At 67.0% G+C, this 20,152-nt stretch carries 20 protein-coding genes; 10 read left to right on the forward strand and 10 right to left on the reverse strand.

Going from position 1 to position 20,152, the window contains the following annotated elements:
* Window positions 1–40: 40 nt before the first annotated feature.
* From pdxA to CAL13_RS07505, 4 genes are read right to left on the reverse strand one after another with little or no spacing between them, the layout of a single operon-like run.
* Entirely contained in the window at window positions 41–1,057 is a 1,017-nt protein-coding gene (pdxA, locus tag CAL13_RS07490) for a 4-hydroxythreonine-4-phosphate dehydrogenase PdxA (RefSeq protein ID WP_086071970.1), read from the reverse strand.
* Window positions 1,058–1,073: 16 nt separating this feature from the next.
* Window positions 1,074–2,774: a PhoH family protein gene (locus tag CAL13_RS07495; RefSeq protein WP_086071971.1), complete on the reverse strand. Its 1,701-nt coding sequence runs from the start codon at window positions 2,772–2,774 to the stop codon at window positions 1,074–1,076.
* Window positions 2,775–2,831: 57 nt separating this feature from the next.
* Window positions 2,832–3,296 carry a peroxiredoxin gene (locus CAL13_RS07500; protein WP_086056850.1) on the reverse strand — a complete coding sequence of 155 codons (465 nt, stop codon included), beginning with the start codon at window positions 3,294–3,296 and terminating at the stop codon, window positions 2,832–2,834.
* A complete protein-coding gene (locus tag CAL13_RS07505; RefSeq protein ID WP_086073556.1) occupies window positions 3,293–3,748 on the reverse strand; it encodes an Mth938-like domain-containing protein in 456 nt (151 codons plus the stop codon). The genes CAL13_RS07500 and CAL13_RS07505 overlap by 4 nt, the downstream gene beginning before the upstream one ends.
* A 168-nt stretch (window positions 3,749–3,916) precedes the next feature.
* Between CAL13_RS07505 and alaC the strand changes: the two genes are divergently transcribed.
* The 6 genes from alaC to crcB all read left to right on the forward strand — a co-directional run bounded on the left by alaC (window position 3,917) and on the right by crcB (window position 10,225).
* Window positions 3,917–5,104: an alanine transaminase gene (gene alaC, locus CAL13_RS07510; protein ID WP_086071972.1), complete on the forward strand. Its 1,188-nt coding sequence runs from the start codon at window positions 3,917–3,919 to the stop codon at window positions 5,102–5,104.
* Entirely contained in the window at window positions 5,101–6,405 is a 1,305-nt protein-coding gene (locus CAL13_RS07515) for a homoserine dehydrogenase (protein ID WP_086056852.1), read from the forward strand. Before alaC ends, CAL13_RS07515 begins: the two co-directional genes overlap by 4 nt.
* Entirely contained in the window at window positions 6,402–7,811 is a 1,410-nt protein-coding gene (thrC, locus tag CAL13_RS07520) for a threonine synthase (RefSeq protein ID WP_086056853.1), read from the forward strand. The genes CAL13_RS07515 and thrC overlap by 4 nt, the downstream gene beginning before the upstream one ends.
* A gap of 126 nt (window positions 7,812–7,937) precedes the next feature.
* Window positions 7,938–8,876, forward strand: a complete 939-nt coding sequence (locus CAL13_RS07525) for an ATP-binding cassette domain-containing protein (RefSeq protein WP_086071973.1) — start codon at window positions 7,938–7,940, stop codon at window positions 8,874–8,876.
* A gap of 29 nt (window positions 8,877–8,905) precedes the next feature.
* Entirely contained in the window at window positions 8,906–9,727 is an 822-nt protein-coding gene (locus CAL13_RS07530; RefSeq protein ID WP_232462545.1) for an ABC transporter permease, read from the forward strand.
* Between the two features lie 111 nt (window positions 9,728–9,838).
* Window positions 9,839–10,225, forward strand: coding sequence for a fluoride efflux transporter CrcB (crcB, locus tag CAL13_RS07535; RefSeq protein ID WP_420042418.1), 387 nt, complete (start codon window positions 9,839–9,841; stop codon window positions 10,223–10,225).
* A 36-nt stretch (window positions 10,226–10,261) separates the two neighbouring features.
* On the opposite strand, the gene hpnE is transcribed toward crcB, so the two are convergent.
* Genes hpnE through hpnC form a run of 3 tightly spaced genes read right to left on the reverse strand, consistent with a single transcriptional unit; the run spans window position 10,262 to window position 13,282 of the window.
* Entirely contained in the window at window positions 10,262–11,581 is a 1,320-nt protein-coding gene (gene hpnE / locus CAL13_RS07540) for a hydroxysqualene dehydroxylase HpnE (protein WP_086071974.1), read from the reverse strand.
* The gene (gene hpnD, locus CAL13_RS07545) at window positions 11,578–12,441 is read right to left on the reverse strand and encodes a presqualene diphosphate synthase HpnD (protein WP_086071975.1); all 864 of its coding nucleotides are present in this window, start codon (window positions 12,439–12,441) and stop codon (window positions 11,578–11,580) included. Before hpnD ends, hpnE begins: the two co-directional genes overlap by 4 nt.
* 4 nt (window positions 12,442–12,445) lie before the next feature.
* Window positions 12,446–13,282: a squalene synthase HpnC gene (hpnC, locus tag CAL13_RS07550; protein ID WP_086071976.1), complete on the reverse strand. Its 837-nt coding sequence runs from the start codon at window positions 13,280–13,282 to the stop codon at window positions 12,446–12,448.
* 187 nt (window positions 13,283–13,469) lie between these two features.
* Here hpnC and alr point away from each other — a divergent pair, with 187 nt between their 5' ends.
* From alr to radA, 3 genes are all read left to right on the forward strand, one after another.
* Window positions 13,470–14,612 (forward strand): alanine racemase, encoded by a 1,143-nt coding sequence (alr, locus tag CAL13_RS07555; protein WP_086071977.1) that lies wholly within the window; start codon window positions 13,470–13,472, stop codon window positions 14,610–14,612.
* A gap of 160 nt (window positions 14,613–14,772) precedes the next feature.
* Window positions 14,773–15,489, forward strand: a complete 717-nt coding sequence (locus CAL13_RS07560; RefSeq protein WP_086056858.1) for an SDR family oxidoreductase — start codon at window positions 14,773–14,775, stop codon at window positions 15,487–15,489.
* Window positions 15,490–15,515: 26 nt separating this feature from the next.
* Window positions 15,516–16,895 carry a DNA repair protein RadA gene (gene radA, locus CAL13_RS07565; RefSeq protein ID WP_086071978.1) on the forward strand — a complete coding sequence of 460 codons (1,380 nt, stop codon included), beginning with the start codon at window positions 15,516–15,518 and terminating at the stop codon, window positions 16,893–16,895.
* 576 nt (window positions 16,896–17,471) lie between these two features.
* Here the strand turns inward: radA and CAL13_RS07570 are convergent.
* The 3 genes from CAL13_RS07570 to CAL13_RS07580 form a co-directional block, all read right to left on the reverse strand.
* On the reverse strand, window positions 17,472–18,377 hold the full coding sequence (locus CAL13_RS07570; RefSeq protein WP_086071979.1) for a hypothetical protein: 906 nt from the start codon (window positions 18,375–18,377) through the stop codon (window positions 17,472–17,474).
* 190 nt (window positions 18,378–18,567) lie between these two features.
* Window positions 18,568–18,984: a GreA/GreB family elongation factor gene (locus CAL13_RS07575; RefSeq protein WP_086056860.1), complete on the reverse strand. Its 417-nt coding sequence runs from the start codon at window positions 18,982–18,984 to the stop codon at window positions 18,568–18,570.
* Window positions 18,985–19,291: 307 nt separating this feature from the next.
* Window positions 19,292–19,477: a hypothetical protein gene (locus tag CAL13_RS07580; RefSeq protein WP_157664820.1), complete on the reverse strand. Its 186-nt coding sequence runs from the start codon at window positions 19,475–19,477 to the stop codon at window positions 19,292–19,294.
* A 296-nt stretch (window positions 19,478–19,773) separates the two neighbouring features.
* On the opposite strand from CAL13_RS07580, the gene CAL13_RS07585 reads away from it, so the two are divergent.
* Window positions 19,774–19,971, forward strand: a complete 198-nt coding sequence (locus CAL13_RS07585) for a hypothetical protein (RefSeq protein ID WP_086071981.1) — start codon at window positions 19,774–19,776, stop codon at window positions 19,969–19,971.
* Window positions 19,972–20,152: the final 181 nt, after the last annotated feature.

Consider the following 20,152-nt stretch of genomic DNA (forward strand, 5'->3'; position numbering starts at 1 on the left):
AAGGTGGCGCTATTGTAGTCCCGCGTCCACCCCGATGCTTTCAATCCGCTGTCGATGCGTCAGGGGTCATGGCGAGCGCCAGGTCGAAGGCGGCGACCAGCGAACTGGGGTCCGCGATGCCTTGCCACGCGATGTCGAACGCCGTTCCGTGATCCACGCTCGTGCGCACGAAAGGCAGTCCCACGGTGACGTTGACGCCTTCTTCCACGCCCAGGTATTTCACCGGTATCAGCCCCTGGTCGTGATACTGGGCGACCACGATATCGAAGTCCCCGCGACGGGCACGCATGAACACCGTATCGCCGGGCCACGGCCCGCTGGCATCGATGCCTTCGCTCCGTGCGGCCTCGATGGCGGGAGTGATGATGTCGATTTCCTCGCGGCCGAACTTGCCGTTCTCGCCGGCATGGGGATTCAGGCCCGCCACGGCGACACGGGGACGCGCGATGCCCATTTGCCGGCAGGCGGTGTGCGCCAGCCGTATGGCGCGCAGTTCCGACCCCACCGTGATGCGGGCGAACACGTCGGCCAGCGCCACGTGGATGGTGACGAGCAGGACGCGCAACTCGCGATTCGCCAGCATCATGGCGAACTCGCTCGTGCCGCTGCGCTCGGCCAGTATTTCGGTGTGGCCGGGATAATCGATGCCGCCCGCATGCATCGACGCTTTGTTGAGCGGCGCGGTCACGATGGCGCGGATGCGGCCCGCCATGGCGTCGTCGATGGCGGCGCATACATATTCATAAGCTGCGCGTCCAGCGAGTCCGTTGATTTGTCCGGGCGCCAGGTCCGGCGGCAGGGCCGGATGGCAGGCGACCACCGCAATGGCGTCGGGCGCAGGCGGAGCCTCGCCGGGACCCGCGATTTCGCGCACGGAGACGCGCGCGCCGAGCAGGTCGGCGGCGCGCCGCAGCGCCCCCGCATCGCCATAGACGACCGCCGGCGCCGCCAGCCCCTGGGCGTAGGCCTGCACCACGATTTCGGGCCCGATGCCCGCGGCATCGCCCATGGTGATGCCGACGGGCAGTCCCGCGCGGGATGGCTTGGTGGCGCTCATGCGGCGCTTTCCCTTGCTACAGAACGTCGCCGGCGTAGTCGGCGAGCCTGGACCGTTCGCCGCGCTGCAGGGTCACGTGTCCGGAGTGCGGCCAGCCCTTGAAGCGGTCAACGACATAGGTCAGCCCCGAACTGCCTTCGGTCAGGTAGGGCGTGTCGATCTGCGCGATGTTGCCCAGACAGACCACCTTGGTGCCCGGGCCTGCGCGCGTCACCAGCGTCTTCATCTGCTTGGGCGTCAGGTTCTGCGCCTCGTCGATGATCAGGTACTTGTTCAGGAAAGTCCTGCCGCGCATGAAATTCAGCGACTTCACCTTGATGCGCGAGCGGATGAGATCCATGGTGGCGGCGCGGCCCCAGTCGCCGTTGCCGTCGCCGTCGCCCATGTTCAACACGTCCAGATTGTCTTCCAGTGCGCCCATCCAGGGCAGCATCTTTTCTTCCTCGGTGCCTGGCAGGAAGCCGATGTCCTCGCCCACGGGAACCGTCACGCGCGTCATGATGATCTCGGTGTAGCGCTTGGTCTCCAGCACCTGCGTCAGGCCGGACGCCAGGGCCAGCAGCGTCTTGCCGGTGCCCGCCTGGCCCAGCAGCGACACGAAATCGCATTCCGGATTCATCAGCAGATTCAGCGCGAAGTTCTGTTCACGGTTGCGCGCCGTGATGCCCCACACGTTGTTCTTGCCATGGGTGTAGTCGCGCAGGGTGGCCAGCACGGCGGTTTTGCCGTTGACCTCGCGCACCTGCGCATACAGCGGCATCTGCCCTTCGAAATACACGAACTGGTTGACGACGAACTGCGCGCACAGCGGGCCGTTGATGCGGTAGAAGGTGGTGCCGCCCTGCTGCCACGACTCGACGTCCTTGCCGTGCTTGTTCCAGAAGTCCTCCGGCAGGGCCATGACGCCGGTATAGAGCAGGTCCGAGTCTTCCAGGACATGGTCGTTGAAATAATCCTCGGCCGCCATCCCCAGCGCGCGCGCCTTCAGCCGCATGTTGATGTCCTTGGACACCAGCACGACCTCGCGCTGCGGATACTTTTCCTGGAGGGCGCGTACGACGCCCAGGATCTGATTGTCCGCCTTGCCCATGGGCAGGTCGGAGGGCAGGGTGCTGTGTATGGCCGTGGTCTGCAGAAGCAGGCGGCCGCTGGCGTCCTTGTTGCCCAGCGCGTTCAGCGCCAAGCCTTCCTCCAGCTTCACCGTGTCGCTTACCAGCGCGTCCAGCGACCGGCTGACCTGGCGCGCGTTGCGCGCGACTTCCGACATCCCCTTTTTCTGATGGTCCAGCTCTTCCAGCGTCATCATGGGCAGGAAGACGTCATGTTCCTCGAAGCGGAAGAGCGAAGTCGGGTCGTGCAGCAGGACGTTGGTGTCCAGCACGAAAAGCTTGCGCACGCCGCTCTCGGCGCGAGCGCGCGTCTTGCGCGCGGGCTGCGGGGCAGGCGCAGGTGCGGCGCGCAGCGCCGGCGTGGCGGCGGGCGACGGCGCGCTCGTCTGCGCGGTCGCCGCCTTGCGAGCCGGCTGCTTGCGTGCCGCGGTTTTGCGCGGCGCCTCGGCTTCCGCTTCCGCGATGCCGGCCAGCTCGTGCTGGACTGATTCTTCCGCCGGCTGTGCCGCCGACGGTTTGGCGCTGCGTGCCGCGGGCGGGCGCGCGGCCTCGCCCGAGGGGAAGGTCAGGATGGCGGCGGGACGGGTGGGCAACTTGGGAAGCGGCATGGAGTCACTCTCCTTGGGGGGCCGGCAATATCGCCTGACGGGACTGCATCATTCGGATCAACCGATGCTTTTCGCGGCCTGCAGGACTTCCTTGGCATGGCCGGGCACTTTCACCCCGCGCCACTCCTGCACCAGCACGCCGTAGGCATCGATCAGAAAGGTGCTGCGCTCGATGCCGCGCACCTGCTTGCCATACATGTTCTTCTGTTTAATGACGCCGAACAGATTGCACACGGTTTCGTCCGGGTCGGTGATCAGGGGGAAGGGAAGCTCGTACTTGCACCGGAAGTTCTCGTGCGACTTCAAGGAGTCGCGCGAGACGCCGATCACGACGCAACTGGCTGCCAGGAAGTCGGGATAGAGGTCGCGGAAGTCCTGGCTTTCCGTCGTGCATCCCGGCGTGTTGTCCTTGGGATAAAAGTAAAGGACCACGGCGCGCCCCCGGCACTGCTCCAGGCTGATCGGGCCGATCGTGCTGTCGGCGGTGAAGAGCGGGGCGGGTTTGCCTATGATCGGCTTCATCGAGCGGGGTCTCCGGTGGGAATCAGCGCGACGACGACGCGCCGGCCTTCGGACATGAGAATGTTGTAGGTGCGCGCGGCGGCCTGGGTGTCCATCACCTCGATTCCGATGCCGGCGCCCAGCAGCGGCCGCAGCACCTCGGGGCGCAGGAAGCGCTGGCGGGCGCCGGTGCCGATGAGCAGGACTTCCGGGGCGTTGGGAGGAAGGGCGGGCGCGGTGGCGGGCTCGTCCAGGAAAGCGAGCGGATCGCTGGCGGCTTCAGGCAGGCCGGCGGCCTGGCGCAACAGCGCGGAAGTGATCTGGTCTGCCGAATCGACCGGCCATTCAGCGACCGGGCCTTCGGGGCCGAATGCGACCGCGTGGGAAAAACGTACCTGGTTGACTTCGATATATCCGTCACCGTATGCCGTGACGGTGTTCAGCGCCGACGCAGGCTCAGTATGTAGCTTCAATAAGGACTCCGGCTTGTTGTGCGGATAATAGCGCATCGGAATGGCGGCATGTTGCGCGCCCAACACGAGGGAAATGGCATTTTTTGAGCCTATTTGCCGGGCTGCGCGCCATCGGCTAGATTATCGGGTTAGCCCAACAATTCCCTCCCCGCATCAAGGATTCCCGCCATGAGGAAGTTCTCGCGCATCGAGCGCCTGCCGCCCTATGTTTTCAATATCACGGCCGAATTGAAAATGGCGGCGCGACGGCGGGGCGAGGACATTATCGATATGTCGATGGGAAATCCGGACGGGGCCACGCCGCGCCATATCGTCGATAAGCTGGTCGAGGCGTCGAGCCGGCCGGATACGCACGGTTATTCGGTTTCCAAGGGCATCCCGCGCTTGCGCAAGGCCATTTCCGACTGGTATCAGCGCCGTTATGCCGTGGATATCGATCCGGACAGCGAAGCCATCGTCACCATTGGTTCCAAGGAAGGGCTGGCGCACCTGATGCTCGCCACCCTCGACCGCGGCGATACGGTGCTCGTTCCCAATCCCAGTTACCCCATCCATATTTACGGGGCGGTGATTGCCGGCGCCAATATCCGTTCCGTCCGGATGACGCCCGGCGTGGATTTCTTCGAAGAACTGGAACGCGCCGTTCGCGAGTCCATTCCCAAGCCCAAGATGATGGTGCTGGGTTTTCCCAGCAATCCGACGGCGCAGTGCGTGGATCTTTCCTTTTTCGAGCGCGTGGTGGCGCTGGCGAAGGAGCATGACATCCTGGTCGTCCACGATCTGGCGTACGCCGATATTTGCTTCGACGGCTATGTCGCGCCGTCCATCATGCAGGTGCCTGGCGCCCGCGACGTCGCCGTCGAGTTCTTCACCATGAGCAAGAGCTACAACATGGCCGGCTGGCGCATCGGCTTCATGGTGGGCAATCGCGAGCTCGTGCACGCTCTGGCGCGCATCAAGAGCTATCACGACTACGGCACGTTCACGCCCATCCAGGTTGCATCGATCGCGGCGCTGGAAGGGCCGCAGGATTGCGTGCGGCAGGTGGTGGAACAGTACCGCAGCCGGCGCGACGTGCTGGCCCGAGGCCTGCACGAGGCCGGCTGGAATGTGGAGATTCCCAAGGCATCCATGTATATCTGGGCGCAGATCCCCGAACCCTATAAGGCCCAGGGCTCGCTCGAGTTTTCCAAGCGCTTGCTGGCGGACGCCAAGGTCGCCGTCTCCCCGGGGATCGGGTTCGGCGAGTACGGCGACGAATATGTGCGCTTCGCGCTCATCGAAAACGAGCAGCGCACCCGCCAGGCGGTGCGCGGCATCAAGGAAATGTTCCGCAAGGACGGATTGTTGAAATGAATCCCATGAAGGTGGGCCTGCTGGGCCTGGGCGTGGTGGGCGGCGGCACCTGGACGGTCCTGTCGCGCAACGCCGAAGAAATCGCGCGGCGGGCGGGGCGCCGTATCGAAGTGACGCATATCGCCGTGCGCGACGCCGCCAAGGCGGCCAGCCGCGTCGGCGACGCCGTGGCGATCACGACCAACGCCTACGAGGTCGTGCGCAATCCCGATATCGACATCGTCGTCGAACTGATCGGCGGCGACACGCTGGCGCGCGAGCTGGTGCTGGAAGCCATCGCGCAGGGCAAGCATGTGGTCACGGCCAACAAGGCGCTGCTCGCCAAGCATGGCAACGAGATTTTCGCGGCCGCGTCCGAACGCGGCGTCATGGTCGCCTTCGAAGCCGCGGTGGCGGGCGGTATTCCGATCATCAAAGCCATACGCGAAGGTTTGACCGCCAACCGCATCCAGTGGGTGGCGGGCATCATCAACGGGACGACCAATTTCATCCTGTCCGAAATGCGCAGCCGCGGGCTGCCCTTTGCCGACGTGCTGGCCGAGGCGCAGCGGCTGGGCTATGCGGAAGCCGACCCCACCTTCGACATCGAAGGCGTGGATGCGGCGCACAAGCTGACGCTGCTGGCGTCGCTGGCCTTCGGTGTGCCGGTGCAGTTCGACAAGGCCTATGTCGAAGGCATTTCGGCCCTGGCGCAGGAAGACATCGCGCATGCGGAACGGCTGGGCTATCGCATCAAGCTGCTGGGCATCACGCGCCGGCGTCCGCACGGCATCGAGTTGCGGGTGCACCCCGCGCTGGTGCCCGCCGAACGGCTGCTGGCCAACGTCGAGGGCGCGATGAACGCGGTGCTGGTGCGCGGCGACGCCGTGGGCCCCACGCTGTATTACGGGCAGGGCGCCGGCGAGGAGCCGACGGCGTCGGCCGTGGTGGCGGACCTGGTGGACGTTACCCGCCTGCATACCGCCGATCCGGGCAACCGCGTGCCGCACCTGGCCTTCCAGCCGGACGCCATGTCCGATACGCCCATCCTGCCCATCGAGCAGGTATCCACGTCCTATTACCTGCGCCTGCGTGTGGATGACCAGCCGGGCGTGCTGGCGGACATCGCCCGCATTCTGGCCGCACACCGGATTTCGATCGGCTCCATGATCCAGCAGCCGTCGCACATCGGCGGCGCGGATATCATTTTCCTGACGCACGAGGCGGTGGAAGGCGACGTCAACCGCGCCATCGCGCAGATCGAAGACCTGCCGTTCGTGCGTTCGCGGATGACCCGCATCCGCATGGAGCAACTGTCATGAAGTACGTTTCTACGCGCGGTGGGATGGCGCCGCAGAGCTTTTCCGACATTTTGCTGGAGGGCCTGGCGCCGGACGGCGGACTGGCGGTGCCGGAAACGTTGCCGCGCCTGTCGGCGGAAACGCTCACGTCCTGGCGCGGGCTGCCCTATGCGGACCTGGCGTTCGAGGTGTTGCGGCTGTTTGCGGATGACATTCCCGCGGACGACTTGCGGCGGCTGACGCGGGCTGCGTATACGGAGCAGGTATTCGGCAGCGAGGATATCGTCCCGTTGCGGCCGCTGACGGGCGGCATGAGTCTGCTGGGCCTGTCCGAAGGGCCGACGCTGGCCTTCAAGGACATGGCCATGCAGTTCCTCGGCCATGTCTTCGAATACGTGCTCGCCAAGCGCGGCACGACGCTGAACATCCTGGGCGCCACGTCGGGCGATACCGGATCGGCGGCCGAGTATGCGCTGCGCGGGAAGAAGGGCGTGGCGGTGTTCATGCTGTCGCCGCATGGCCGCATGAGCCCCTTCCAGCGGGCCCAGATGTACTCGCTGCAGGACGAGAACATCCACAACATCGCCTTGCGGGGCGTGTTCGACGACTGCCAGGATATCGTCAAGGCCCTGGCCGGCGACCTCGAGTTCAAATCGGCGTGCCGGCTGGGCGCGGTGAATTCGATCAATTGGGCGCGCATCGCCGCCCAGGTCGTCTATTACATCCACGGCTGGCTGCGCGCCACGACGCGTGCGGACCAGCAGGTATCGTTTGCCGTGCCGTCGGGCAATTTTGGCAACATCCTGGCCGGCCACATCGCCCGGCGCATGGGCTTGCCGGTGCGCCGGCTTGTGCTCGCCACCAACGAAAACAACGTGCTGGAAGAATTCTTCCGCACTGGCATCTACCGGCCCCGTTCAGCGCTGCACACCTATGCGACGTCCAGCCCGTCCATGGATATCTCGCGGGCATCCAACTTCGAGCGTTTCGTCTACGACCTGGTGGGCGCGGATGCCGCGCGCGTGGCGGATCTGTGGCGCGAGCTCGTGCAGACCGGCCAGTTCGATCTGTCCGCCATGCGGCCCGCGTTCGAGTCGCAGTATGGCTTCGTGGCAGGCGCCAGTTCCCATGCGGACCGTCTGTCCACCATCCGTTCGACCTATGACGATACGGGGGTGCTGATCGACCCGCATACCGCGGATGGCGTACGCGTGGCGCGGGACTACGTCGAACCTGGCGTGCCGATGCTGGTTCTGGAGACCGCGCTGCCGGCGAAGTTTTCCGAGACGATCGAACAGGCGCTGGGCCGCCCGGTGCCTCCGCCGGCCGGACTGGCGGATCTGGAGTCCCTGCCGCAGCGCGTGCAGGTGATGGATTGCGACGCGGCCGCGGTACGGGATTACGTCCGGACCCACGCCGTGCTGTAAGGCATTCCGCCGGGGCGGCCGGCTCGTGCGGGCGTTGTATGCGCGCGCCGGCGCAACGGCACGGTCGTCGCGGCCGTGGTCGGTTCCCACTAGAATGGACCGATGACGCTCGCGCCCTCAGATACGATGTCCCGCCTCGCGCCCGATACGCCGGCCCTGCGTATCGAAGGCCTGTACAAGCGCTACAACGGCCGGCCCATCGTGCAGGGCCTGTCGTTTTTTTTGCGCCGCGGCGAATGCTATGGCTTGCTGGGACCGAACGGCGCCGGCAAGACCACCACCCTGAGGGCCTTGCTGGGCCTGACGCCCATTGACGGCGGCAGCGTGACCTTGCTGGGATACCCCGTTCCAGCCCAGGCCACCACCGCGCGCATGCGGGTCGGCGTGGTCCCGCAAATGGACAACCTGGATCCGGACTTCACCGTCGTCGAGAATCTGCTGGTGTTCGGCCGCTATTTCGGCCTGGCCGACCGGCGGATCAAGGAACGCATTCCCGGCCTGCTCGAGTTCGCGGCCCTGACCGCCAAGGCCGACGCGCGCATCGGCGAGCTTTCCGGCGGCATGAAACGCCGGCTGACCTTGGCGCGCGCCATGATCAACGACCCGGATCTCATCGTCATGGACGAACCCACGACGGGGCTCGATCCGCAAGCCCGGCATTTGATCTGGGAGCGCCTGAAAACCTTGCTGGGGCAGGGCAAGACGATTCTGCTGACCACGCACTTCATGGATGAGGCCGAGCGCCTCTGCGACAGACTGGGCGTCATCGACCATGGCAGCATGATTGCGGAAGGCAGCCCGCGCGCCCTGATCGAGAAACATGTGGAGCCGCAGGTGGTGGAGGTCTATGGCGAGGGCCTGCACGCCTGGCTGGCGCAGCACCGGGCGGCGCTGCGGGCGCGCATCGAGGTCAGCGGCGAGACCGCCTTTTGCTACACCGGCGACGCCGAGCCTATCGTCGCGACTTTGCGCGGCGCGGCCGGCGTGCGCTCCCTGCATCGGCCGGCCAATCTGGAAGACCTTTTTCTGCGCCTCACGGGCCGGGATATGCGCGAGGACACGTGATATCGGGCACGCCTCCCGGGGAGATCGTCATGCATTCATCCGTCCAGGACCAGCCGCCATCCTCCGCCGCGCAGCCGATGTGGCGCTGGCCCGCCCTGACGCGCGGCAGCATCGCCGTCATCCGCCGCAATTTCCTGGTGTGGCGCAAGACCGCGCTGACCACCATCCTGGGGGATGTGCTCGACCCCATGGTGGCGCTGCTGGCGCTGGGCTATGGCCTGGGCGGGATGCTGCCGGGCATGGAAGGCGTGCCGTATGTGACTTACCTTTCCGCCGGCTCCATCTGCGTGGGGGCGCTGTACGGCGCCACCTTCGAGGCGACGTACAACGCGTTTTCACGCCTGCAGATCCAGCGCACCTGGGACGCCATATTGAATACGCCTCTCAGCCTGGACGACGTGGTCTGGGCGGAGATCCTATGGGCCACCGCCAAAGCGCTGAAAAGCGGCATCGCGATACTGCTCGTCGTGCTTGCGCTCGATATTTCCCGGGCGCCCACGCTTGCCTGGCTGCCTCTGGTCCTGGTGCCGATGGGCGTGGTGTTCGCGGCCATGGCCATGGTGGTCAGCGCGCTGGCGCGCGGCTACGACTTCTTCATGTATTACTTCACGCTCGGGGTCACGCCGATGGTGTTTCTGTCCGGCGTGTTCTTCCCCGTATCGCAGCTGCCCGCGCCTCTGGTCGCGGTGATGCAGTGGCTGCCGCTGGCGCCGGCTGTGGACATCGTCAGGCCTTTGGTGCTGGGCCAGACGCCCCCGGCATTGTGGGGCGATGTTCTTCAGCTGCTGGCGACCGCCGCGCTGGCCGTTTGGGCGGCCGCGGTGTTGATGCGGCGCCGTTTGCTGCGATAGTTCTTTGCGATAATCCTGCCCGGCTCCCGCCCGCCGCACGTGGCGCGCACGTCGCGTCGCGCGTTGTCGCGGCGCACGCCGGCCGTTTCTCCTATCGACGATCCCATTCCTATGCTGCCGATACTCTCACCCGCGAATTTCATCGCCATCGGCGCCGGCGCGGCGCTGGGGGCATGGCTGCGCTGGCTTTTGGGGTTGTTCCTGAACGCCGGCGGCTGGCCGTGGGGCACCTTCGCGGCCAATCTGCTTGGCGGCTATGCAATCGGCGTGCTGATGGCGCTGGTCTCCGCCCATCCCGACTGGCCGGCCTGGGTGCGGCTCGCGTGCATTACCGGATTTCTTGGGGGCTTGACGACGTTTTCCACTTTCTCGGCTGAAACCGTTGCGTTCGTCGAGGAAGGCGCGCTCGGCATGGCGCTGGCGTATGCGGCAGCAAGCCTGGCCGGTTCGCTCGCGCTGACGGCCGCGGGCCTTTATACGGTACGCGGCCTGCTGTAGGCCCGCGCGCTGTTTCCGGCGCGAGACGAAACGACGTCAGGCGCCGGGCGCTTTTTCGAGAATCGCCGCGGCCGCGCGCAAGCCGCTGCGTACCGCGCCTTCCAGCACGCCGGGATAGCCGGTATCTGTCCAATCTCCCGCCAGGGCGAGCGCCCGCCATGCCGTCGCCTGCGGGGGCCGCCACAGGCCCGGCAGCGCCATGAAAGCCGCCCGCTTGTCGACCAGCAATGTGGCGCGCACGACCGCTGGCATGGGGGGTAGCCCGCCCTGCAGGGCTTGCTCCCGCAGCTGCTCCACGATCGCCGCGATGGCGGCATCGCGCCCGCGCGCGGCCAGCGCCGTGGCGGCGCTGACCACCACGGACAGTTCCGCCGGGCGGCCGACGCGCCCCGCCAGGGCGGCGCGATCGAAGACCCATTGGCCGTCATGTCCGCGCGCCGGCGATTCTGCCAGCATCATCATCGGTTCAGGCAGCGCCCACGGCGCCGCCAGTTGCAGCGTGAGGGTGGCGATGGGCCCATGGGCCATCGTTCCCAGCCCGGCCGCCAGGTCGCCCGCGGCGCCGCGCCGCAACAGGCGGGCGGCGGCCGCCGGCGGAACCGCGATGACGGCGGCGTCGTAGCGTTCCCCATCGACGGCCACGCCGGCCCCGCCGGGATCGACGCGCCTGATGGCATGGCCGTAGCGCATGCGGCAGCGGCGGGCTGCTTCGTCGGGCCACAGCGCCGACATATCGACCCGGGGCAGCAGGATGTCCGTGGCGTTTCCGGGGCCGCCCAGGCTGTCCCGCAGTACGTTCGCATAGAGCTGCGCGCACGCCTGTGCAATGGGGGTGTTCAACGCCGCCAGGCACAACGGTTCCCAGAGCCAGCGTACCGGCCCGGGCGGCTGCCTGTGCCGCTGCAGCAGATCCGCCACGGTTTCGCCGCGCGCGGTTCGCCAGTTCGACGCGCGCAACGAACGCATCATGCGGACGCATGCGAGCCTGTCCCGCCAGCCCAATCCGCGCGCCCCGAGCAGCGCCACCGCCGTGTGCCAGGGCGCGGGCAGGCGCGGCGCCGACAGCCGGAAGCGGTTGTTCAGAGCCGCCAGGCGCAGCGGCTGGCGCAGGAGCAGCGCGCCGGGATCGCGTCCCAGCCGCCGCATCAGCGCCAGGGTTTCGGTATAGGCGCCCAGCAGAATATGCTGGCCGTTGTCCAGCGCCATGGCGAAATCGTCTTTCGTGCCCGGCACGCGGCGGGCCCGGCCGCCCGGCGTATGGCCGGCTTCGTAGACGGTCACGTCGCAGCCGGCCTCGCGCAGCGCCGTCGCCGCGGCCAGCCCCGCCCAGCCCGCACCGACGACCGCGGTTTTCACCGCGACAACCGCCGCACCACGTTCCGTCCGCCGCCTACCCAGGTCTTCCAGGCCAGCCACAACTTGCGCAGGGGCGTCAGCGAGATGCGCTGATGCAGAACCTGCCAGTTGTCGCGTTCGATTTCGTCCAGCAGCGCGTGGTAGATCGCCGCCATCATCAACCCCGGCCGTTGCGCGCGGCGGTCGGCTTCCGGCAGCGCCTGCATGGCTTCTTTGTATAGGCCGCGCGCGCGATCGGCCTGGAAGGCCATCAGCTCGCTGAAGGCCGGCGAATACTTCCCGTTCAGGATGTCTGCGGCCTTTACGCCGAACTGCTGCAGGTCGTTCACCGGCAGATAGATGCGGCCGCGCCGCGCGTCGTCGCCCACGTCCCGGATAATGTTCGTCATCTGGAAGGCGAGCCCCAGCCGCTCCGCATAGACCAGCGTCGAGGGATCGGTATAGCCGAATATGGCCGCCGACATTTCTCCGATCACGCCAGCCACGTGCCAGCAGTACTTGCGCAGCCCCGGCCAGTCCAGGTAGCGCGTCTGGTCCAGGTCCATTTCCATCCCATCGATGACGGCAAGCATACGGTCGCGCGCAATCCCATAGGGCTGCAGATGGGGCGCCAGCGCACGCGTCACGGGGTGCTCGGGCGCGCCGCCGTACATCCGGTCGATTTCGGTACGCCACCACGCCAGCTTGATCCGCGCCACGGAGACATCGCTGACCTCATCGACCACATCGTCCACTTCACGCCCGAAGGCATACAGCGCCGTAATCGCGCGCCGCCGCTCGGGCGGCAGGAACAGAAACGCGTAGTAGAAACTGGACCCGCTCTTGGCGGCCTTTTCCTGGCAGTATTCGTCGGGATTCATCTAATCATCCATGGCGCAGCGCTTTCCAGATCATCAGCGCCCAGTCCTTGGGGCCCAATTCCGGACGGTTCATGAACACGTCGAAGCGCGCGCCCTCTATGCGTTCCAGTATACGGAGGCCGCCCTGGACGACCAATCGCAGTTCCAAGCCGATGCGGCCGGGAAGGCGCCGGGCCAACGGCGCGCCGGAGTGTAACAGCGCCCGAGCATGTGCGACCAACTCGCGCATCAGGCCTTCCCATTCCGGCGTCAGCCGGCATGCCGCAATATCTTCTTCCGTGACCCCGTGCCGAAGCAGGGTGTCTTGCGGCAGATACACCCGCTGTTTGCGCCAATCGATGCGGACGTCCTGCCAGAAATTCGTCAGTTGCAGGCCGGTGCAGATGGCATCGGCGTCGCGCACATTACCCGGCGTTGCCGCGCCGTACAGATGGAGCATCAGCCGGCCCACCGGGTTGGCCGAACGCGCGCAGTAATCGAGCAGGGCGCTCATGTCGGCGTAGCGTTTCACGGTCACGTCCTGTTCGAAGGCGGACAGCAGGTCGTAGAACGGCGTGATCGGCAATTGGTGGCGCGCGATGGTATCGGCCAGCGGGTCGAAGACGCGCGCAAGTTGCGGGTCGGCGATGGGCCTCGCGCCGGGCTTGCCCTGCGCGATCCGGTGCAGCTCGGCGCGATACGCCGCAAGGGCGGCCAGCCGTTGTGCGTCATCGGCGGCGCCTTCATCGGCGATGTCGTCGGCGCTGCGGGCGAAACGGTAGATGTCCGCCACGGCGCGGCGCAGCCGGCGCGGCAGCAGGACGGAGGCAACAGGGAAATTCTCGTAGTGGTCGACAGCCATGTGGGGAGGCGCCGCGCCGGCGCGCCGATTCGAAGAAGGGGCGGCGGCGCGGCCGTACGTCAGGCGTGGATGGGCCGCCTTGTTCCAGGCGTTGATCGGCCGCTTATTTTAGAGGCCCCCGCCACGGCGTCCGCGCCGTTCGCGGCAGGGCAATCGGGTAGACTTGGCATGCCTAAGGATTGCCGCAATGCCACGCCCGATTTCCGTCACCATTTCCGTCTCCGCCCTGGCTCACAATCTTGCCGTCGTGCAGCGGCATCTGGAACAGGCCGCAGCCGCTGCGCGGGGCCGCGGCGATGCCTGCAAGACTCCCTCCATCTGGGCCGTCATCAAGGCCCATGGCTACGGGCATGGCACGGCCCAGGCGGCGCGCGGGTTCGCCAACGCAAACGGCCTTGCCATGCTCGACCTGGCCGAAGCCGTCGAGTGCCGGGAAGCGGGGTGGACGAAACCCATTCTGCTGCTGGAAGGCTTCTTCGAACCTGCCGATCTGGAAATCCTCGACCGCTATCGCCTGACGTCGGTGGTTCACACGCGCGAACAGCTAGACATGCTGGCCGGCTATCGGCCTTCGCGCCCGCTGAACGTTTTCGTCAAACTGAACAGCGGCATGAACCGGCTCGGCTTCGCGCCGCAGGCCTATCGCGACGCTTTCGCCCGCGCGCAGGCGCTGCGCGAACAAGGCGTCCTGGGAGCCGTCGGGCGCATGACGCATTTCGCCAATGCCGACGCGCCCGAGGGCGTGGCGAGCCAGCTGGAAGTCTTCCAACGCACGGCCGGGGATCTGCCCGGCCCGGTCAGCCTGTCGAATTCCGCGGCCACGCTGCGCTATCCCGAAATCGCGCTCGCGCGGCCGGATGGCGAAAGCTGGGTGCGTCCGGGCATCTGCCTGTACGGCGCCTCGCCTTTCTTCGATACAGACGCCGCCACCTTCGGCTTGCGACCCGCCATGTCGCTGCGTTCGCAGATCATCGCGGTCCAACACCTGCAACCGGGCGACGCCGTCGGCTACGGCAGCCTGTTCACCGCGGACCGCCCCTTGCGCACTGGCGTGGTGGCGTGCGGCTATGCGGACGGCTATCCGCGGCATGCGGGAACCGGCACGCCCATCGTCGTGGCTGGCGTGCGCACGCGCGTCCTTGGGCGGGTCTCCATGGACATGCTGTGTGTGGACCTGACGCCCGTGCCGGACGCTGGAATCGGCGCGCCGGTGTCGCTCTGGGGCGCTGACGGACCTTCGGTCGACGAGGTCGCCCAGGCCGCCGGAACCATTGGCTACGAACTTCTTTGCGCGCTCGCGGCGCGTGTGCCGGTCCGCAGCGTCGCCTGATCTCCGCCATGGCGTCGTCGCATCGCGCCGGCGCGGCCGCAGCGGCCGATCCGGGCGGCGCGACGGCGGGTTGCCTGGCCGCGCACGAAACCCGAGACAGACGGTCCGGATGGTGGTCTACTTGGCGCTTTGCGGTAAGCAGTCTGAAGGCGAGGTAACCATGAAAGACAAATGCGTCCTGGTGACGGGAGCCACCAAGGGAATCGGTTGGGCGCTCACGCGGCGCCTGGCGGATATGGGATGCCATGTGGTCGGCATTGCCCGGAATACGAGCGATGTCGATTTCCCGGGTTATCTGTATGCATGCGATCTGGCGGATGCCGGCAAAACCGAGGAAGTGCTGCGCGAAATCCGTGACAAGTATCCCGTCGATGCGGTCGTCAACAACGTAGGCCTGGTGCTGCCGCAACCGCTGGGATCCGTGGAGCTGGCATCGCTGTTCAACGTGCTGGATCTGAACGTGCGCGTCGCCGTCCAGGTCGCGCAGGCTTTCGTCGAGAACATGAAGGCGCGCCGTGCCGGACGTATCGTGAACGTGGTCAGCCGGGCCATCTATGGCGGCTATGAGCGGACCAGTTATTCGGCGGCGAAGAACGCGCTGGTGGGGTGTACGCGCACGTGGGCGCTGGAGTTGGCCGAGTACGGGATTACCGTCAATGCCGTGGCGCCGGGCCCGATCGAAACAGAATTGTTCCGGGCCAGCCGGCCGGTTGGCAGCGACGCCGAAAAGCGGATCCTGTCCACCATTCCGATGAAGCGTATCGGCAGCCCGGCCGATGTGGCGGCCGCCATTGCATTCCTCCTTTCCGATGATGCCGGGTACATCACCGGGCAGGTGCTGTCGGTGGATGGCGGCGGCAGCATCGCCGGCCGCTGACGGCGCCTTGCCGGTACACTGCCGGCATGGCCAAATCCCGAACCGTTTACGTCTGCGCCGAGTGCGGCGGCACAAGCCCGAAATGGCAGGGCAAATGCCCGCACTGCAACGCCTGGAATACCCTGGAAGAAACCGTGGAGACCGCCGCCGCGCCCGCCGCGGCGGCTTCCCATCGCTACGCGCCGCTGGCGTCATCCAGCCCGGTGCGCAGCCTTGCCGAGATCGAAGCGCGCGAGGTGCCGCGCCAACCCACGGGGCTGGACGAGTTCGATCGCGTGCTCGGCGGCGGCCTGGTAGCGGGGGCAGTGGTGCTGATCGGTGGCGATCCGGGCATCGGTAAATCTACCTTGCTGCTGCAGGCGCTGGCATCTTTGTCCGAATCGGCGCGCGTCCTGTACGTGACCGGGGAGGAATCCGCCGAACAGGTGGCGCTGCGCGCGCGGCGCCTGGGTCTGACCACGGGCAATGTCGATTTGCTCGCGGAGATCCGTCTGGAGGCCATCCAGGCTGCGGTCACCGAGCAGAAACCCGCGGTCGCCGTCATCGATTCCATCCAGACGCTGTACAGCGGCGAGCTGACCGCCGCGCCGGGGTCCGTATCGCAGGTGCGCGAATGCGCGGCGCAATTGACCCGTCTGGCCAAGCAGACGGGCATCGCGATCGTCATGATCGGCCACGTCACCAAGGACGGCGCCCTGGCGGGCCCACGGGTACTGGAGCACATCGTGGATACGGTGCTCTATTTCGAGGGCGACACGCACTCGTCCTTCCGCCTGGTGCGCGCCTTCAAGAACCGCTTCGGCGCCGTGAATGAATTGGGCGTGTTTGCGATGACGGACCGCGGACTGCGCGGCGTGGCCAATCCTTCCGCGCTGTTCCTGTCGCAGCATGACCGGCAGGTGGCCGGATCCTGCGTAATGGCGACGCAGGAGGGCACGCGCCCCTTGCTGGTGGAAATCCAGGCGCTGGTGGATGGCGTGCAGGGCTCCAACCCGAGGCGCCTTACCGTCGGGTTGGAAAGCAACCGGCTGGCGATGCTGCTGGCCGTGCTGCATCGGCATGCGGGAGTGGTGACGTCGGATCAGGACGTGTTCGTCAACGCGGTCGGCGGCGTGCGGATCACCGAGCCCGCGGCGGATCTGCCGGTTCTGCTGTCCATCATGTCGTCGCTGCGCGACCGGCCGTTGCCGCGCGGGATGGTGGCGTTCGGCGAGGTTGGCCTGGCGGGGGAGATCCGGCCGGCGCCGCGCGGGCAGGAGCGCCTGCGGGAAGCGGCGAAGCTGGGGTTCAACGTTGCGCTGATCCCCAAGGCGAATGCGCCGCGGCACCCGATCGAAGGGCTGGAAGTGTGGGCCGTGGACCGCCTGGAACATGCGTTGGATCGCTTGAAGAACGGCGCCGGATGACCGGCGGTTCCGTGGTTCGCCAATAGGTATCCGGCGGGCGGGGCGGCACCGTGACGCTGGCCGTCCGGCGGGGTGGCCATTGGCCCTGTCCGGCCCGGTCGGCCGGTCCGGCGCCCGGGCGCCGGACACCGCATCGCTCGCTTCGTCCGGCGGCCGCTCGATGCCGGCGTTCTTTCGGACAGCGGTGCGGCTCGCCTTCCTTCAGCGTCCGCTCGCTCGGCCTCCGACGTGCCGGACAGGGCCAATGGCCACCCCGCCGGACTGCGTCGTGCCTTATCGGCGGCTGCTGGGGCGGGTGGGGTTCTTGCGCTTCGTGGCTGGACTTTCGCGTTCTGGATGATTTTGCGGTGCCCGATCATCGCGCCCGCCCTGCGCGGGCGCGATGATCTTACGCGTTGTGGTGCGGTGTGGGCGCGATGATCTTACGCGTTGTGGTTCGGTGTGGGCGCGATGATCTTGCGCGTTGCGGTTCGGTGTGGAGGTGCTCGCGTTTCGTGGACCGTGAGGCTGCGCGGTGCGTTGGGGCAGCGGTCGCTCAGGACTTTCGTTCTCGCGATGAGTCTGCCGACGTGCTGGCTAGGTGGGGCAAGCAGACGCAGCGTCATTCGGCGAGCAAGCCGATTCGTCCGGCCCGGCCCACCAGCCGCTGTGCAGTTGGACGGGCCGGCGGCGCGCCCGGACCTGGGCGCTGGTTTCCCATGCGTCATCGCGTACGTCCAGTCCCGCATAGATGCCGTACCCAGGGCCTGCCCGGATTTCTTCCCCCGCGCGTATGCTTTCGCCGGCGCGGATGGCGCCTTCGGCCAGTATCGAGCCCGAGGCGCGTATCCCCCATCCGGCGTGGATGTGTCCGGCGCAGCGCAAGGTGGCGCCGCATTCCACGCCGTGCTTGACCGTGATGGCCGCCGCGCATTCCATCTCTTCGCCGACCCGTACGCCGGCCAGACCGTCCAGCGGTCCGTGCAGATGCAGGGAACCGCCGACCCAGACGTCGGCGCGCGCGCGCAGCCCGGCCCCGCCCGTCAAGTCCCAGCCGACACGCAGGCGTTCGGCCGAGACTGCACCGGCGGCATCGAGGTTCCAGGCAACCAGCAGGTCGCCGCCTGCCGCGATCGCCGCATCGCAGGACAGGGCGGCGCCACAGCGTATTTCGCCGCCGGACGTGACGCGGTTGGCGCGTATGCCGCCGTCCACGCGCAAGTCGCGGCCGACGCGCAGGACTGTGTCCACGCGGACGCTGCCTCGCACGTGCAACGTGCCGGCGAAGACGATGGCGTGCGCCTCGATATCGTCCAGCACGCACACGGCGTCGGTGGGGCCGAACTGGTCGAGGAGCCAGCACGCGTCGCCGACGCGGCCGTCGGCGACAAGGGCGTCGAGCAATTGTTGATAGGAATCATCGGCCCTGGCGTTGCGCAGGTACCAGCGATAGCCGTCCGCGCAGGGTTGCTTGGCCTTGATGAAGGCTTTGGTAATGTCCATGTCGATCCTTTCTTCCGCCCGGCAGGCGTGACGAGGCCCGCCGGCGGGCATGGGAAGAGGTCGGGGCAGGGCGGAGCGTCACTGCCGTGTCGGGGCGAAGTGGTGATTACGCATCGAAGCGATGCGGTCGCGGGGCGCCCGAAAGCGATGCAGTCATTGCGCGCCTGTGGCGCGCGGCGTCACAGCCGTGTCATGTGCCGTAGTCGCCGGCAGCTTCGGGCTGATACAGGATCTTGGCGATCGTGCTGGTGTGCACGACGCGGTCGCGTCCCTGCCACTGGATCGTCTGGCCTTCGCGGCATCCAATCAGGCTCAGGCCCAGCGGCGACAGCACCGAGATGCAGCCGTGCGCGGCGTCGGCCTCGGCCGGATAGACGAGCGTCAGCTCCTGCTCGCCGTTGTCCTCGCCGCGCAGCAAGAGCCGTGTGCGCATGGTCACGAGATCGGGCGGCACGGCGGGTCCGGGGACGGTGGGCGCCGTGACGAGCAGGTCGTGGGCGTCCTGGGTGGCGTCATCGTGACGGCTGGCGGTCAGCCGGGTCAGCAGACCGACGAGACGGGCATGGTCGAGTTCGCTCAGGACTCTTTCTTCGGCGGAAACGTGCATGGGGCACTCCTTGTGGGTCGTGCGCCGCACGGCGGTGCGGCACGGTTTCGCGCGGGCTGTGCCCGACGACCTGGAGGAATGCGCTTTGGGGGGAAGGGGTGCTGCGGGTCGCCGGGCTCAAGCATGTGCGGCAAAAGCCGCGGCCGGTCCGGTGTTGTGGCGTCGAAGCGGGCGCGCGCACGCCAGCCCCCGCCGCTGAAGCGGACGGGCGGCAACGAAGGCGTGCACGGGATGCCGGGAAGTCATGAAGGGGATTGTAGGCCGTGCTGTGCGTTGCGTCCAATGACCGTGCCGGTCGCACGTGCGTTCAAGCGCGATCGGAACGCCGCGAAAGAAAATCCGCGACGAAGGCCTGAGCGGTCACGCCGGCGCGGCGCGGCACGCTTGCCACCACGATCTGCGCCGTTGGCGCGGGCGATAGTTCGATCTTGTGGAATCGCAGGGACGAGGTCTTCGCCTTCACCATGGACCATGGCACGACAGCGGCGCCCATGCCGGCCTCGACCAAGGTCAGGATCGACGGCAGGCGGCTTTCCTGCGATAGGCATCGGCAGAAGCATCGTCGCGGTTGAGGTCCTGCGTGCGGCGTTGGCGGTCGCATGCACTGCTGGCGAATGGCCGGACACGCCACAATTTTTCTGAAAAGCGCCTGAAATCGATGGCGGGATTTTTTTTCGGTGTCGACGAAACCTTCGCGCAAAGTCCTGCTCAAACGCAGTACGGGAAACATGGCATGGTGCCGTTCCCGTGGGTTGAGGCCTGATGGCCTTGCTAAATATGGAGTTTCATATGACCAACCGCTCCCGTATCGCTGCTTTCCTGTCCGCGTCCGCCCTGTGCCTGGGTCTGAGCGCGGCGCCCGCCGTGTTCGCCGCTGAAGCCGGTTCGGCCAATGCCAAGCCGGCCAAGGCGCATACCCACAAGCACAAGGCCAAATCGGGCGCCACCGCGAAGAAGTCGGCTGCTCCGGCACCGGCCGCGAAGTAAGCCACGATTCCTTATCGCCTGGCGAAGCTTCCGCAAGGAAGCTTCGCTTTTCTTTTTTATGCGCTTCGGCCGCGCCGTGCGGCCACCGCGGCCCGCCGCATGCGTCGGTGGTCAAGGTCTCCGCGCCGTGGCGGCCGCGCCATCGTGCCTCCGGTCATCGGCGCGCGGTCATTGCCAGGGA

This window comes from Bordetella genomosp. 9, from assembly GCF_002119725.1.
In the GTDB taxonomy this organism is placed as follows: domain Bacteria; phylum Pseudomonadota; class Gammaproteobacteria; order Burkholderiales; family Burkholderiaceae_B; genus Bordetella_C.